Raw genomic sequence first — 13,784 nt, 5'->3', positions numbered from 1 at the left:
TGTGGAAATGGATAGTGGAACACTGCCTGAATTTCGGCAACTGGTCCTGCTGACAAGTGACCTTGAGGGTACTTTGGCACGGGCGCGCAAGGAATTCGGGGTGCCGGAGGGATTCCGGGACCCGGTGGCCCTGGCCAAGGTCGGCATGCAGCATGAGGTCTTCGGCTTCGACCGCACGTATGTCGAGGTCTGCGAGCCGATCAACCCCGAATCGTCCGCCTCGCGGTCTCTGGCACGCAAGGGGGATTCGGGGTTTATGGTGGTCCTCCAAGTCCCCGACGCGGAGGCGATGGTCACCCGGGCCAAGGGCCTGGGCCTGGAACCCCTCGTGGTGAAGGACCATCACGGCAGTGTCCTGAGCCAATGGCACCCGCGGGATTTCGGCACGATCGCCGAGTTTGACGAGATGCGTCCGGCGGACAGCTGGCATTTCGCTCCCGATATCTATGAGGCCCGCAACAAGAGCGTGGTCGACGACATCGTTGCCGTGCACCTGTCGGTGGCGGAACCTGCCGCCATGGCCGAGCGCTGGGCAGCCGTCAGCGGCGGGGCCATGGGCTCCGACGGCACCTCGGTGCAGGCGGGGAGGGCACTGCTCCGCTTTGCCACGGTCAACGGAGCCAGCGGCGTGTATGCGGTGGACTGCCGCGCGGCGGATCCCAACCGGGTGGGCGAAACCGTCCGACTTAGCGGAGTGGACTTCGTCTTCGTGTGACCGGTCGACCGAACAGACCAGGTCGGGGCAGGGATTTCCTCAACAGGTATTCCCGGCCCCGACCTGCTTTTAACCCTTCGATCCGTGCTCCACGGTCGCCGGCAATTCCCCTTGACCGAGATGCCCGCCACACGATAATCTAGAGTCATAAATTGGTTCAACCAATTTTCCGGCGGCCGCAGCAGGATGAGCCGCACTACTGCCAGGTTTGTAGCGAAAATCCACCGCTTCAGGACGACGCGGAGCGGTTCCCTTAGGAGGAAACATGTACGAGGTAGATGACACGCTGTTCATCAGCGTCCCGGCCGAAGACGAGACGGACAACCCTTGGCTCAAGGGCCCGTGGCGCCCGCAGGGCAAGGAATACGCCGTCAGCGGCGAACACCTGCAGATCATCGGCAAAGTCCCGGATGATCTGAACGGCATCTACATCCGCAACTCCCACAACAACGCAACCATGCCCACGGGTATCTACCACCCCTTCGACGGGGACGGCATGCTCCAGGCCGTGCGCTTCGACGACGGCAAGATCGAGTACCGCAACAAGTTCGTGCGGACCACCGGCTTTCTGGCCGAACAGGGCGCGAAAAAAGCCCTCTGGCCCGGCCTGCTGCAGCCCAATGACTACCAGCGCCGCGGCTGGGGTTCCATGGGCGTCATGAAAGACAATGCGGGCACCGACGTCATCGCCCACGCCGGCCACCTCATCGCCTCCATGTCCCAGGGCTCCGAACCCTGGTGCCTGAGCCCGACCACGCTGGAAACCTTCGGCGTGAACAGGAAGTGGGCCCAGCTGGTCCCCGACGGCGTCGCCTCCCACTACAAGGTCGATAACGAGACCGGCGACATGATTTTCTTCAACTACCCGGAAAAGGCCCCCTTCATGCACTACGGGGTGGTCAACCGGGAAGACAACCTCGTGCACTACGTGCCGATCGAGCTGCCCGGCGCCCGCTGGCCGCACGACCTGGGCATGACGAAGAACTACTCCATCCTGCATGACCTGCCGTACTTCTACGATCCGGAACTGCTCAAAACCGGTGCCCGCAAGCTCGAATTCCACCACGACATCCCCTCGCGCTTCGGGATCATCCCGCGCTTCGGCCGGTCCGAGGACGTCAAATGGTTTGAGTCCAAGCCCTGCTGGGTCATGCACCTGGCCAACTGCTACGAGGACGGCGACTGGGTCGTCCAGGACGGCTGCATCTGGGACAACCCCGTCAAGGCCCCGGTGGGCCAGACGGCCAATGTCTACGAGAAGATCGCCCGCGGCCTGGACAAGCAGTCCACCAATACCCACATGTACCGGTGGATGTTCAACATGGTCACCGGCGAGGTCAAGGAATTCGTCCTGGACGATGAGGTGACCGAGTTCCCGATCGTCAGCAACGACTACATCGGGCGCAGCTACCGCTACAGCTACAACTCGATCTTCAAGACCCGCGACTGGGTGATGGACGGGATCAAGCGCTACGACCTGCTGACGAACGAGGCGGTCCGCTACGAATACGGGCCCGGCCGCTACGGCAGCGAGGTCTGCGTGGCCATGAAGGACGGCTTCACCGGCGAGGACGACGCCTACGTCATCACCTTGGTCAATGACATGGTCCAGGACCGATCCGAATGCCTCATCTTCGAGGCCGCGGACCTGGCGGCCGGTCCGGTGTGCACCATCATCCTGCCTGAACGCATCTCCGCCGGCACGCACGCCTGCTGGGTGGAAGGTGACCGGATCGACGGCGAAAACCGCGTCCTGACCGGGGCGCCCTGGGAGATCGGCGTCAACTGACACGGTCCCGGCGCGGGCGGCCCCCGGGTTGCCCGCGCCGGCCATGTCCGCGACCCCTGACCACTGATGGAAGGCACTACTTCATGAGCGCCGCAGCAGCCGATAGCCCGTCCATCCCGAAACAGGCCGGGGTGGAGCGGATGGCAGCGTGCACCCCGTCCATCCAGGCCATCGCCGCCAGGGCCGTGGATATCGAATCCCAGCGGGCACCTCTGCTGGCCGGTCCCGCAGAGGTGCTCATCGGGAGGCGCCATGACGGCTCCCTGTTCCGCCGCGTAGGAACGTGCATCTCCTACGGGGACAAAGCCATCGGCGCCAGCCACGTCCTGCCGACCCGCGGCGCGGCCCGCTATACGCGGGGCCTGCGGGTGGGCGAATACCGGCGGACCGTCACCTGCCGGGCAGTCACGAGCAAGGAGTCCGGCGCCTTTCCCGGTGTACTCCGCGGCGCCGCCCGGGTGGAGCGCTTCGGGGGGCGCGCGCGTTCCGGAGACGTTCGCGCTGCCAAGTACCGGGGCGCCGGCGCGCTCTGGCTTGCCCACAACTGCGGGAACTGAGCAGTGCCCGGGGTCGATTTTCGCCTCGACGGACGCCGCGTGCTGGTGACCGGTGCCGGGCGCGGGCTGGGCAAGGCCATCGCCGACGGCCTTGCCGGGCAGGGGGCCACCGTCTATGGCACGAGCCGCGACGCCGACGTCACGGCGGATCGCGGAGCGCTACGGCACTCCTGCGCTGGCCGTCGAAATGACGGATCCTGACTCCATCAAGGAGTTCGTGGCCGAACTGACCGGGCTCAGCGGCGGGATCGACCTGCTGGTCAACAATGCCGGCGTCAATATTCCCAAACCCGCGATCGAGGTGACCGCGGCGGATTGGGACACAGTGTTCGACACCAATCTCAGGGGCAGTTTCTTCCTTTCCACCGCCCTGGCCAGGACATGGCTGGACATGGAGAGGGCCGGGAGCATCGTCAACGTTGCCTCCCAGGCGGGGATCGTCGCAATCGAAGAACGCTCCGCCTATGGCACCAGCAAGGCCGGACTCATCCACCTCACCAAGATCCTGGCGTTGGAATGGGCACCGCACCGGATCCGCGTCAACGCCGTCGCGCCGACCTTCGTACGCACGGAACTGACCGAGTCCACCCTGAGTCGGCCGGACTGGGCGGCCGAACTCCTGGACCGGATCCCGCTTGGTAGATTCGGTGAGCCGGAGGAGATCGTCGGCGCAGTCGCATTTCTGCTCAGCGACGCCGCGTCCCTCGTTACAGGCCACACCATAGCCATCGACGGCGGCTACACGATTCGCTGAACCGGCGCGGCACGGTCGCCGCGGGCGTGCATGGGCAGCTGGCGGACAATCGTGGCTCCGCGTGGAACTTGGTTGAGGCCCGGCTGCGCGGGGGAGCATCCCAACACCCTCGCCGGGCCTCAACCAGAGCGCGCTAGATCCGGGGCTGCCCCGGGATGAGGCCCGGATTCAGGGCAATCTGGACGCTCTTGGAACGGGTCAGGGAATTGAGCGTCTCCGTGCCTCCTTCAGCGCCGTAGCCGGAGTGGCCGTAGCCGCCGCCGGGCACCATGTCATTGATGACGCGGTAGGTGTTGACCCAGATACGCCCCGCATGAATGCCCTGGGCCATCCGGTGCGCGCGGGACAGGTCCGACGTCCAGACACCGGCCGCCAGGCCGAACTTGGTGTTGTTGGCGATCTCCAGGGCCTCGGCGTCGTCCTTGAACTTGAAGACCGTCATGACAGGACCGAAGATCTCCTCCTGGACAATTTTCATGTCCTGGGTGACGTCGGTGAAGATCGTCGGCGGGGCGAAGAAACCCTCTGCGAGGTCACCACCGGGCAGCGTGGACTGGGCGGCAATGGTGGCGCCCTCATCGATGCCGGACTGGATCATCTGCAGCGTCTTGTCCCGCTGGCGGCTCGTGACGTGCGGGCCGACCTGGGTGTCCTCTTCCTCCGGATCCCCTACCTTCAGGGCCTTGACCCGTTCCGCCAGCCGGGCAACGAACTCGTCGTGGATGGATTCCTGGACGAGCAGCCGGGAACCGGCGAAACACATCTGCCCGGTGGAGCTGAAGACGCTGATCATCGCCGCATCCAGGGCTTCGTCGATGTTGGCGTCCTCGAAGACGATGTTCGGTGACTTGCCGCCGAGTTCCTGAATGGTCGGGGTCAGGTTGTCCGCGGCGGAGCGGGCGATGATCTTCCCGGTTTCGTGGAATCCCGTGAAGAGCACCAGATCCGTTTCCGGGTGGCGGACCATGGCCGCGCCCACATCCCCGGCGCCGGTGACCACCTGGACGACGCCTTCGGGGATGCCGACCTCGCGGCAGACCTCGGCGAGCTGTAGCGCGGTCAGCGGTGTTTCCTCCGCGGGCTTGAGGACGACGACGTTGCCCATGGAGATGACGGGGGCGATCCTGCGGGCCGCAAAGGCATAGGGCACGTTCCAGGGGACGATGCCGGCGACCACGCCGTAGGGTTCGCGCACCGTATAGGTGTGGTAATCCGGGCCGACAGGGATGGAGGTGCCGATGAGCTTGTCGGCCCAGCCCGCCCAGTAGCGCACGGTTGCCGGCATGCGTCCGGCCTCGGAGCGGGTTTCACGGATCGCCTTGCCGGTGTTTCGTGCTTCGATCTGGGCGAATTCCTCGACCAGCTGCTCCAGCCGGTCCGCGAGCCGGAACAGGAGCTTGCCCTTCTCCGTGCCGGAGATTTTCTGCCACGCCTTGAACCCGGAGCGGGCCATGGCGAAGACTGCGTCCAGCTCCTCCAGCGAGGTAACGGGGACGGAGTCGTAGGCCTGGCCGGTGGACGGTCGGTAGATGGTCGAGGTTGCCGGAGCAACGGAGGTGATGGTCATTATGCTTCCTTTGCACCGACGGGGGCGGGGGTGAGGCTACCCAGGGAGCCGGCGGTCATGCCCCCGTCGACCACGATTTCTGCACCGTTGACATACGAGGCGTCATCGCTGAGGAGGAACAGGACGGCCTGGGAGATTTCGCCGGGCTGCGCAATCCTGCCCAGCGGAGTGCGGGAGATGGAGTTATCCAGCGCGGAGTTGCTCCGGTGATGGTCGATGAACGGGGTGTCCACCAGTCCCGGGAAGACCGCATTGACACGGATTCCCTGCACTCCCAACGAAAGGGCCGCGCTCTTGGTCATGGTGCGCACGGCGCCCTTAGTGGCCTGGTAGGCGTACGCGGCCGGGGACGCGTAGTAGCCCAAGGTCGATGAGGTGTTGACGATCGCGCCGCCTCCGGCATCGATGATCGCCGGGGCCACCGTCTTCATGCCGTAATAGACACCGGTCTGGTTCACGCCGATAACCCGGTGCCACACGTCTTCCTCGCAATCGAGCACGCTCCCGGCGGAGGTGATGCCCGCGTTGTTTACCAGCCCCGTCACCTTCCCGTAGGTGGCGACAGCCTCGGCAACAATATTCTTCCAGTCCGCCGCTTGGCTGACATCGAGTTTCACGAAATGCGCACGGCCTCCGGCCGCCCGGATCTCCTCGGCGACCTGACCGCCCCGCGCGGTGTCGATGTCGCCGAGGACGACCGACGCGCCGGCTTCGCTGAGGAGCCGGGCGTGGGATTCGCCCTGCCCCATAGCTGCGCCGCTAATGATGACCACTTTGTTATCCAACCGACTAGGCACAGAATCCTTCTCTCCGAAATACGACCACCCACGCAGGGGATCGCGGGACGTAAGTTCTCTCGGGTCCAGCCCGGAGGCGGTGCGGGCGACATGGCGCCCTGCGGTGGACCCTTACCAGTGCAGTAGATCACAAAGCAGGATGTGGTTCAACCAATTTCGCTCTTGAGTTCCGGTATGAACGCCGTCGGTGATGGGCCTTGACGTGAGCTGTGGCACTGTCTAACCTCGAAGGATCAAGAGGTTCAACCAATTAAGTGGCTTGGGCCGGCACCCGCACCCGGGCTGAAGGAAGAATCGGAGCACGCACTCACCATGAAAAAGTTCGTTGCCGGCAGCATCCCCATGCATGACCAGGTCCGGGACTACCTGCTGGACCAGATACAGGATGGCGTGCTGGAGCCGGGGCAAGCCCTTGCCCCGGAGCGCAGGCTCGCCGAGGAGATGGGCGTTTCCCGCCATACCGTGCGGCAGGCGCTGTCCTCCCTGGAGGGTTTCGGGCTGATCGAAATCCGGCACGGGTCAGGTATTTATGTCACGGAATCCGCCTCCGACGAGGCGATCATGCGCGTGGCGGAAACCATCATCGACAGGGAAGGGTCCATCCCCAAAATCGCCGAGGTCAGGCGGGGTATCGAACCTTATATTGCACGGCTCGCGGCCGAGCGCCGCACCGAGGAGAACCTGCGCATCCTGGAACCGCTCACCAAGTACATCCGGGATGAAGACGCCCAGGAAGCCGGCGTCGAGAGCACCTCATTTCACCGCGAAATAGCCAAGGCTTCGCAGAACCTGGTTTTTGATGGTGTCATGCGGACGCTGATCACCGGTCCGAGGCGTGCCGAGGGACTCCTTAAAGTGGTTCCGGCCGCCAGGGGGCAATGGGAATTGGAGCACCGGGATATCTTCCTTGCGATCAAAGATGGCGATGGAGACAGAGCGGAAGCGCTGATGGCGGCCCATATGGAATCCGTACTGGCAGCAGTCCAGGCCCTCGACAAAGCGCGGGCCCTCTAATGTCCGCATACCGACCCGAGCCATGGGGAGTCCGATGCTGAACGTTGTTTTCCTGCCCGGGGTGAATAATGTTGCCACCCTGTGGGAACCAGTCGTGCAGGCCATCACGATGCCGATCAACGCCGTGCTGCTCGACATACCCCCGCGCGAGAGCGTGGAGGACATCGCCCGGGAGTTGGCCGGTGTGCTGCCGCAGGAGTTTGTCCTGGTGGGGCACTCATTTGGCGGGATGGTAGGGCTGGCCCTGCTGGAGCTGTATCCGGACCGCGTCCAGGGCCTGGCACTGGTGGCCAGCCGCGCCGGGGCCGACGCGCCCGGGCTCCGGCAGGCAAAATTTGACCGGGCTGAGGCGGCCCGCCGGGACGGGCACGAGAAATTTGTGCTGGGCCGCGCGGACCGGGTCTTCCACCCGGATTATGCGCAGGATCCAGCTGTCCTGGCGCAGCGCGCGGTGGATGTGCGGGCCTACGGGACCCCGCGGTATGTGGCCCACCAGATAGCGATGGCAAACCGCCCGGACCGTGAGGACACCCTGCGGGCAGCAGCCATCCCGAAGCTCATCATCGCTCCGGGGGAGGACCTGGTGATCAGCACCGAGTACCAGATGGGCCTCGCGAAGAACGTCAATGCGGGCGTGGCGGTCATAGAGAAAACCGGTCATATGCTGCCGGCGGAAAATCCGCAGCGCCTTGGCGAGGAACTTGACAGCTGGCTTCATTCCACCGGGTTCGCCGGCTCCTGCAATTAGCACGCCTGGGGCCGCCGGTCTCCCCTCGGAGTCGCCGGCACCCGACTTTCACCTCCGAGCCACCCTAAACGCCGCTGGCAGCGGCACCGACCAAGAGAGACGTTTCCAATGACTGAAACTTTGCCCGAATACCGTGTGAGCGGCGCCGGGGACACGACGATTTTCATGCTGCATGGCGCATACGGGGACGGACGGTATTTCGCCAATACCGCGGCCTACCTCGCGGAGGCCGGGTACCGGGTAGTGGTGTGGAACTGCCCCGGGTATGGACAGGACGAGACACCGGCCGATTTTTCGATCGATTACGCGGGCAACGCCGCCCGGGCGCTGATCGAGGCCGAGGGGACGGGCACGAACATTCTCCTCGGCCATTCCATGGGTGCGCTGATCGCTCCCAACGCCGCCATGAAGTCCAACGGACGCGTGCACGGGATAATCCTTTCCGGCGCGTCCATCGGATTCCAGAACCGCACCCCGCAGGATCAGGCACGCTTCCTCAAGGAACGCATTGCCCCCATCACCGAGCAGGGGATGACGGTCCAGGAATACGCGCCCAGCCTGCTGAAGACGATGATGGCGCCGGATGCCAAGGGTCACCTGGTGGACCTGGTCTACAAGGTGATCTCCGAGATGAAGACGGATGCCTTCATGGCCTCGATGAAGGCCCTGACCGAATATAACAACACGCCGGCGACGAAGGCGATCAATGTTCCCACGCTGCTGCTGTCGGGGGAATTCGACACCGCATGTCCGCCGGCGGGGATGGAAAAGCTCGCCGCGATCATCCCGGATTCCGAATACCACATGATCCGTGACGCCGGCCACTATGCGTTCGCGGAGCAGGTCGACGCCTACCACGCACACCTCATCGACTTTTTGAACCGGCGCTTTTCTTCATAACCCGGTGTGCCGGGGCGGCCCCCGGCGCACGCAGCAACAGCTTAGGAGTAGTTCCATGACCGTCGAGTTTGAGACTCTGCAAAACCCACTGCCTGGCATTCCCATGGCCAGGGAATGCCCCTTCAGTCCACCCCCCGAGTACAAACAGCTGCGGAAATCCAAGGACTGGTTCAAGGTCACCGTGATGGACGGCCGCGAGGTGTGGTTGGTGTCGACTTACAAGGAAACCCGCGAAATCCTCTCCGACCCCCGCTTCAGTTCGGACCGTACCAAGGAAGGGTTTCCGTTCATCAATCAGTCCCAGAAGGAACTGGTCAAGTCCTCACCGGCGATGGTCACGGTGGATGAGCCGCTGCACAGCGAGATCCGTCGGCGTGCCACCTATGCCTTTACCGCCAAGAAGGTGGAGGCGCTGCGGTCCAGCGTCCAGCAGCTCGTGGACGGGCTCATCGATAACATGCTGGACAAGGGCGGCCCGGTGGACCTGGTGACAGATTTCGCCCTCGTCATCCCCTCCACCGTCATTTCCGGCATCCTCGGTGTTCCCCCTGAGGACCACACGCATTTCCACGAACTGACCAACAAGATCTTCACGCTGACCAACGGCGCCGAGGGCGTCGCGGCGGGCCGCCTGGGCCTCGAGGCGTACCTGCGCGAGCTGATCCTGAAAAAGGTGGACGCGCCGCAGGAAGACCTGATCAGCAAGTACGTTACCGAGTACCTGAACACCGGCCAGCTCACGGTGGAGGAAGTGGTGACGCAGGTTCGCACCTTGCTGATCGCAGGGCACGAGACGACCTCCAGCATGATCGCCCTGGGCTGCGCGTTCCTGATGGAACACCCGCAGTACCGCGAACAGCTTCGCCGCGGTGATGATAAGACGGCGGCAGGCGCCGTGGAGGAACTGCTGCGGTACCTGACAATCATGCACCGTGGCATGATCCGCCTGGCGTTGGAAGACGTGGAGATTGACGGGCACCTGATCAGGAAGGGGGAGGGCGTACTCTGTGCGCTGAACTCGGCCAACCGCGATGAAACGGTCTTCCCCGCCCCGGATGAGCTTGATTTCGAGAATCCGCACCGCAACCACGTCGCCTTTGGCTTTGGCATCCACCAGTGCATGGGCCAGGGCCTCGCCCGGATGGAGATGCAGGTGGCCTTCAAAACGCTCTTCACCCGGATGCCGGACCTGCGCATCGCCGTTCCCGTCTCCGACGTCCGCTTCAAGACGGACATAACCGTCTACGGCGTGCACTCGCTGCCAGTCACCTGGTGACACCAGCACAATCCCCGGCACTATTTTCGAAAGGTACATCATGAAAGTCATACTCGATCAGGACAAGTGCGTCAGTGGCGGACAATGCGTTTTCGCGGCCCCGGAGGTGTTTGACCAGCGGGACGAGGACGGCGTGGCCGTCCTGTTGATGGAGAATATTCCGGCGGAGCTGCAGGACGGCGTGCGGGAAGCCGCCGACATCTGCCCGGCGCTGGCGATCACGCTCACCGCCTAGTCGCCTGCAGCGGAGAGGAACATAACATGCTTCACGCATCATCAGTGGTGATAGTGGGCGCTGGCCACGGCGGCTATCAAACAGCGAAATCCCTGCGCGATTTGGGCTATGACAAGCCGATCACGGTCCTCAACGAGGACGGGGACATGCCCTATCAGCGCCCGCCCCTGTCCAAGGCCTACCTCACCGGAAAATCCTCCCTGGAGGACCTGAGTTTCGCTCCGGCTGACTACTATCAGGCGGCGGACATCACCCTCATGCGTAACGCGATGGTGAAGTCCATCGACCGGCAGGCCAGGACGGTCACCCTCTCGGACGGCTCGGTGCTGCCCTACGGGCACCTCGTCCTGGCAACAGGGACGCGTCCACGTGAACTCGACGTTCCGGGCAGCACCGCCGAGGGCGTCTTTTCGCTGCGCAAGCTGGCCGACGCCGATGCCCTCGCCGCCCGGCTCGCGGCGAGCCGTGACGTCGTCGTCGTGGGCGCCGGCTTCATCGGGCTGGAATTCGTTTCCGTGGCGCTGGCCCACGGCAAGGCGCCGGTGGTGCTCGAATTCGCGCCCAGGATCCTGGGCCGCGCCGCATCGGAACCGGTCAGTGAATACTTTGCCTCGTACTACCGCGAGCAGGGCGTCACCATTGTGCCGGGCACCGGGGTCGCGGAGATTGAGACCGCCGGCGGCGCGGTCAGCGCCGTCGTGGACAGCAATGGAGTGCGCCACGCTGCCGATATGGTGGTGGTCGGGATCGGCGTTCTGCCGGAAACCGGGCTGGCGCAGCGGGCCGGGCTGGCCGTGGAGAACGGGATAGTGGTCGACGAATCGCTGGGCACCAGCGACCCGCACATATCCGCCATTGGCGATTGCTGCAGCTATCCGTCCGTGACCGCCGGGCGCATGGTCCGGCTGGAATCGGTCCAGAATGCCACCGATCATGCCCGCTGCGTCGCAGCGAAGCTCGTGGGAAAGCCGAGGCGCTACGCAGAAATTCCGTGGTTCTGGAGTGACCAGGGGCCGAAGAAGCTCCAAATGGCGGGACTGAATTTCGGCAGCGACCGCCAGGTCGTCCGGGGCGACGTGCCCGCCGGGAAGTTTTCGGTGTTCCTGTACGATGGCGACGACCTCGTGGCCGTCGACTCCGTGGACCGGCCCATGGACCACATGTCCGCCCGCCGCCTGATGGCAGCCGGCATCAGGCTCCCGCCTGAGGACGCGGCCGATCCCGGCTTTGACCTGAAAGGGTTCGCACTGCGGGCCCAGGCCGCCGCGACAGCCCGCAGCTGACTCAACAGCGGCAGGCCCCGACCGGGGGTCTGCCCTGATCACAGCGAAACGAAGCGACGCGAAAGGACAGGTTGTCGAAGAGCCCAGGAACCAGCCTGCTGGTGGTACTGACCTCGGTCATGGTCGTCGGACCACTGATCAACACTGGGTTGAGCGCCACAAGTTCGCTGGGCACCCAGGATCTGAACATCACCGCAGGCCAGTTCGGATTGCTGACAGCGGCGCTTCGCCGTCTCGGCGCTGGGTTCCCTGGGGCTGGGCCGGGTCAGTGATCAGATTTCGGGAGGATGCAGCTGCTGATCATTTTGGCGGCGGAGCGCGGCTGCAGCCGCTCCCTTTGGCTCCGGTCGTGGTGGCCGAGGGCCATGGGGGAGTGGCCCGCAGTTCTCCTGGCGTGCCGCTGGCGTGTCCCTGCGGCTGGCAGGTGCGGATACCGTGGCGAACCCAGTCCCCCAAATAGTTGTCGTCACCGCACATCATTCACACCCCGGCGTTGATTCGACCAGCCTGCCCAGCTAGGGCTGTAACTCGAACCACCATCGCTGGCGTCACTAAACGCCGCCATTGTGGTCACGCTCAAAGATCGCACAATGACAAGGAATGGAATACATGGAAGGCACCCAGACCCATGCTGCAAGGGATGCCCGACCGGCTCGAACAAAATGGCGGCTCCGCCGCGGCGAGAGTACGGGTGAGGCGGGCAGGTCCACGACGACGCATGAACTGATAACTGACCTCGGCAAAGAGGCTTTCGCACACATAACGCGAGACGAGTAAGGATTCATGACCATCCAATTAGCGCCCGGTCATCTCCTCATAGCCATTCAAACTCTAAAGGAATTAGACGCGGCCCTTGATAAAGCGGTGGACCTCTTGAAGCCTCGGGCCATGACCCAACGAGTCGGCATTTTACTAACGCGGCTGGCCCCTGGCTGCTACAAGGCCTGTCTGGACCACAATCTTCCATCGGACACGACGTGGGAAAGCTGGGGCGCCTGCAATGATCCCCGGTAGCAGCGGTCTCCCGGGGATGCCGAGCGACGGAATGAGGAGCGCATGCTCCACCTCCGAGCGAGACACGTGCTCGTTGCGGAAAGCGGCCGTCGGCGCAGCGTCGTGGAGAAACGGGGCAAAGGACTCACTAACGAGATGCGAAGTCGAAGTCTTCCTGTCGCTGGCTCCTGGCCACGGCATCGCAGTGAGAGATAATGAAACTGGCGAGTTCTGGAACGGGTCAATTGACGTCACTTTCCCGGAACAGGGCTTTGTCTGGGCATTCACCGAATTGGGCGAGCGGAAGCTGCTGGACATTAGCGTTCACACGGTATGGCAACCGGCTACCCCTTTGGCCTGCGGTGACGGGGATGAGAAGCGTGCAATAGGTGTCCGGTCTCAGTAAATTTGGCAATGCCGACGGGGGTTTTGCCCTGCAAAGTGAGACAGCTCTTACGCCGGCTGTCTCACTTGAGTTGGCAATTCCATATGCATCTCGGCGGGAGCCAGGTGCGTCTGGTCAGGCAGCGCAAGGCGAGCCGCCAGTCGCGTTGCCAAGTGCGGCGAGACAGAGCCGGCGGTCCGTAGATTGTCCATCTCTATTGAAATTTTTGCCAAAAGGCTAAGACCGGACAATAGGTGATTTGAAACGCCGATAATGGCCCTACACCAATTTAAGTTGAAATAATACTTGCTATCAGTCGCGACCACGGAGCTGAGCAAAAAACAAATTACCTGAAAATCGGCAGTGGCAACACCGGGGAGCGAGTGAGCCAGTGGCAGCTCCTGAGAGCGCCCCGCATAATCGAGACACGAGAAGTTGGACCCATGAAAACCGCTAGTGACCTCGCGATCGCAGTCACCGCGCCCGCCCGTTTCTGTATGGAGAGGCGGCTCGATGAAGCCTTGGCCATCGCCAGGACATGGGCAATGCAGGAAGGGCGTCAGGGCATTCTGATCACGCGACATGACTTCGGCTGCTTCACAGTAGCACTCAGTGATGCTGTGCCCTTCGGACTGACCCGCGAACGCCAGAAAATCGCTGCCGCTACTGTTTCCGGCCGGTACATTGTGACCAGGATCCACGCTTTAACCCCCAGGCGATGGCCCGCAAGCTGGCCGTCGACCGCTCCATCACGACAGACGTTGAGCTGGA

Annotated in this window: 13 protein-coding genes; 11 read left to right on the top strand and 2 right to left on the bottom strand. The window is 63.6% G+C overall.

Translation table 11 applies throughout. The annotated features are described in order from the left end of the window. Positions 1 to 7 precede the first annotated feature (7 nt). From J2X01_RS17005 to J2X01_RS16985, 5 genes are all read left to right on the top strand, one after another. The gene (locus tag J2X01_RS17005) at positions 8 to 715 is read left to right on the top strand and encodes a VOC family protein (protein WP_310060071.1); all 708 of its coding nucleotides are present in this window, start codon (positions 8 to 10) and stop codon (positions 713 to 715) included. A 265-nt stretch (positions 716 to 980) separates the two neighbouring features. Next, complete coding sequence (locus J2X01_RS17000; RefSeq protein WP_310060068.1) at positions 981 to 2,504, top strand: carotenoid oxygenase family protein; 1,524 nt, start codon at positions 981 to 983, stop codon at positions 2,502 to 2,504. An 83-nt stretch (positions 2,505 to 2,587) separates the two neighbouring features. After that, entirely contained in the window at positions 2,588 to 3,061 is a 474-nt protein-coding gene (locus J2X01_RS16995; protein WP_310060065.1) for a histidinol dehydrogenase, read from the top strand. Between the two features lie 3 nt (positions 3,062 to 3,064). Continuing rightward, entirely contained in the window at positions 3,065 to 3,262 is a 198-nt protein-coding gene (locus tag J2X01_RS16990) for an SDR family NAD(P)-dependent oxidoreductase (protein ID WP_310060060.1), read from the top strand. Then, positions 3,177 to 3,815, top strand: a complete 639-nt coding sequence (locus J2X01_RS16985; protein ID WP_310060056.1) for an SDR family NAD(P)-dependent oxidoreductase — start codon at positions 3,177 to 3,179, stop codon at positions 3,813 to 3,815. The genes J2X01_RS16990 and J2X01_RS16985 overlap by 86 nt, the downstream gene beginning before the upstream one ends. 133 nt (positions 3,816 to 3,948) lie before the next feature. Here the strand turns inward: J2X01_RS16985 and J2X01_RS16980 are convergent, their stop codons facing one another. Further along, positions 3,949 to 5,382 (bottom strand): aldehyde dehydrogenase family protein, encoded by a 1,434-nt coding sequence (locus tag J2X01_RS16980; RefSeq protein WP_310060053.1) that lies wholly within the window; start codon positions 5,380 to 5,382, stop codon positions 3,949 to 3,951. Beyond that, positions 5,382 to 6,179, bottom strand: a complete 798-nt coding sequence (locus tag J2X01_RS16975) for an SDR family NAD(P)-dependent oxidoreductase (RefSeq protein WP_310060051.1) — start codon at positions 6,177 to 6,179, stop codon at positions 5,382 to 5,384. Before J2X01_RS16975 ends, J2X01_RS16980 begins: the two co-directional genes overlap by 1 nt. 312 nt (positions 6,180 to 6,491) lie before the next feature. On the opposite strand from J2X01_RS16975, the gene J2X01_RS16970 reads away from it, so the two are divergent. The 6 genes from J2X01_RS16970 (at position 6,492) to J2X01_RS16945 (ending at position 11,635) form a co-directional block, all read left to right on the top strand. Further along, complete coding sequence (locus tag J2X01_RS16970; protein WP_310060048.1) at positions 6,492 to 7,193, top strand: FadR/GntR family transcriptional regulator; 702 nt, start codon at positions 6,492 to 6,494, stop codon at positions 7,191 to 7,193. 34 nt (positions 7,194 to 7,227) lie between these two features. After that, positions 7,228 to 7,941 (top strand): alpha/beta fold hydrolase, encoded by a 714-nt coding sequence (locus tag J2X01_RS16965; RefSeq protein ID WP_310060045.1) that lies wholly within the window; start codon positions 7,228 to 7,230, stop codon positions 7,939 to 7,941. Positions 7,942 to 8,049: 108 nt separating this feature from the next. Next, entirely contained in the window at positions 8,050 to 8,841 is a 792-nt protein-coding gene (locus J2X01_RS16960) for an alpha/beta fold hydrolase (RefSeq protein ID WP_310060042.1), read from the top strand. 55 nt (positions 8,842 to 8,896) lie between these two features. Beyond that, on the top strand, positions 8,897 to 10,117 hold the full coding sequence (locus J2X01_RS16955) for a cytochrome P450 (protein WP_310060037.1): 1,221 nt from the start codon (positions 8,897 to 8,899) through the stop codon (positions 10,115 to 10,117). A gap of 40 nt (positions 10,118 to 10,157) precedes the next feature. After that, a complete protein-coding gene (locus J2X01_RS16950; RefSeq protein ID WP_310060034.1) occupies positions 10,158 to 10,352 on the top strand; it encodes a ferredoxin in 195 nt (64 codons plus the stop codon). A 26-nt stretch (positions 10,353 to 10,378) separates the two neighbouring features. Further along, positions 10,379 to 11,635, top strand: a complete 1,257-nt coding sequence (locus tag J2X01_RS16945) for an NAD(P)/FAD-dependent oxidoreductase (RefSeq protein ID WP_310060031.1) — start codon at positions 10,379 to 10,381, stop codon at positions 11,633 to 11,635. Positions 11,636 to 13,784 lie beyond the last annotated feature (2,149 nt).

Origin of the sequence: Arthrobacter ginsengisoli (assembly GCF_031456935.1) — a bacterium.
Lineage (GTDB): Bacteria > Actinomycetota > Actinomycetes > Actinomycetales > Micrococcaceae > Arthrobacter > Arthrobacter ginsengisoli.
This window is presented reverse-complemented; position numbering and strand designations above follow the sequence as displayed.

Bases quoted from the DNA above. Each gene is read 5' to 3' on its own strand.
- J2X01_RS17000 (WP_310060068.1), top strand. From the start codon at position 981: ATGTACGAGGTAGATGACACGCTGTTCATCAGCGTCCCGGCCGAAGAC.
- J2X01_RS16965 (WP_310060045.1), top strand. From the start codon at position 7,228: ATGCTGAACGTTGTTTTCCTGCCCGGGGTGAATAATGTTGCCACCCTG.
- J2X01_RS17005 (WP_310060071.1), top strand. From the start codon at position 8: ATGGATAGTGGAACACTGCCTGAATTTCGGCAACTGGTCCTGCTGACA.
- J2X01_RS16945 (WP_310060031.1), top strand. From the start codon at position 10,379: ATGCTTCACGCATCATCAGTGGTGATAGTGGGCGCTGGCCACGGCGGC.
- J2X01_RS16960 (WP_310060042.1), top strand. From the start codon at position 8,050: ATGACTGAAACTTTGCCCGAATACCGTGTGAGCGGCGCCGGGGACACG.
- J2X01_RS16955 (WP_310060037.1), top strand. From the start codon at position 8,897: ATGACCGTCGAGTTTGAGACTCTGCAAAACCCACTGCCTGGCATTCCC.
- J2X01_RS16980 (WP_310060053.1), bottom strand. From the start codon at position 5,382: ATGACCATCACCTCCGTTGCTCCGGCAACCTCGACCATCTACCGACCG.
- J2X01_RS16950 (WP_310060034.1), top strand. From the start codon at position 10,158: ATGAAAGTCATACTCGATCAGGACAAGTGCGTCAGTGGCGGACAATGC.
- J2X01_RS16995 (WP_310060065.1), top strand. From the start codon at position 2,588: ATGAGCGCCGCAGCAGCCGATAGCCCGTCCATCCCGAAACAGGCCGGG.
- J2X01_RS16970 (WP_310060048.1), top strand. From the start codon at position 6,492: ATGAAAAAGTTCGTTGCCGGCAGCATCCCCATGCATGACCAGGTCCGG.
- J2X01_RS16985 (WP_310060056.1), top strand. From the start codon at position 3,177: ATGGCACGAGCCGCGACGCCGACGTCACGGCGGATCGCGGAGCGCTAC.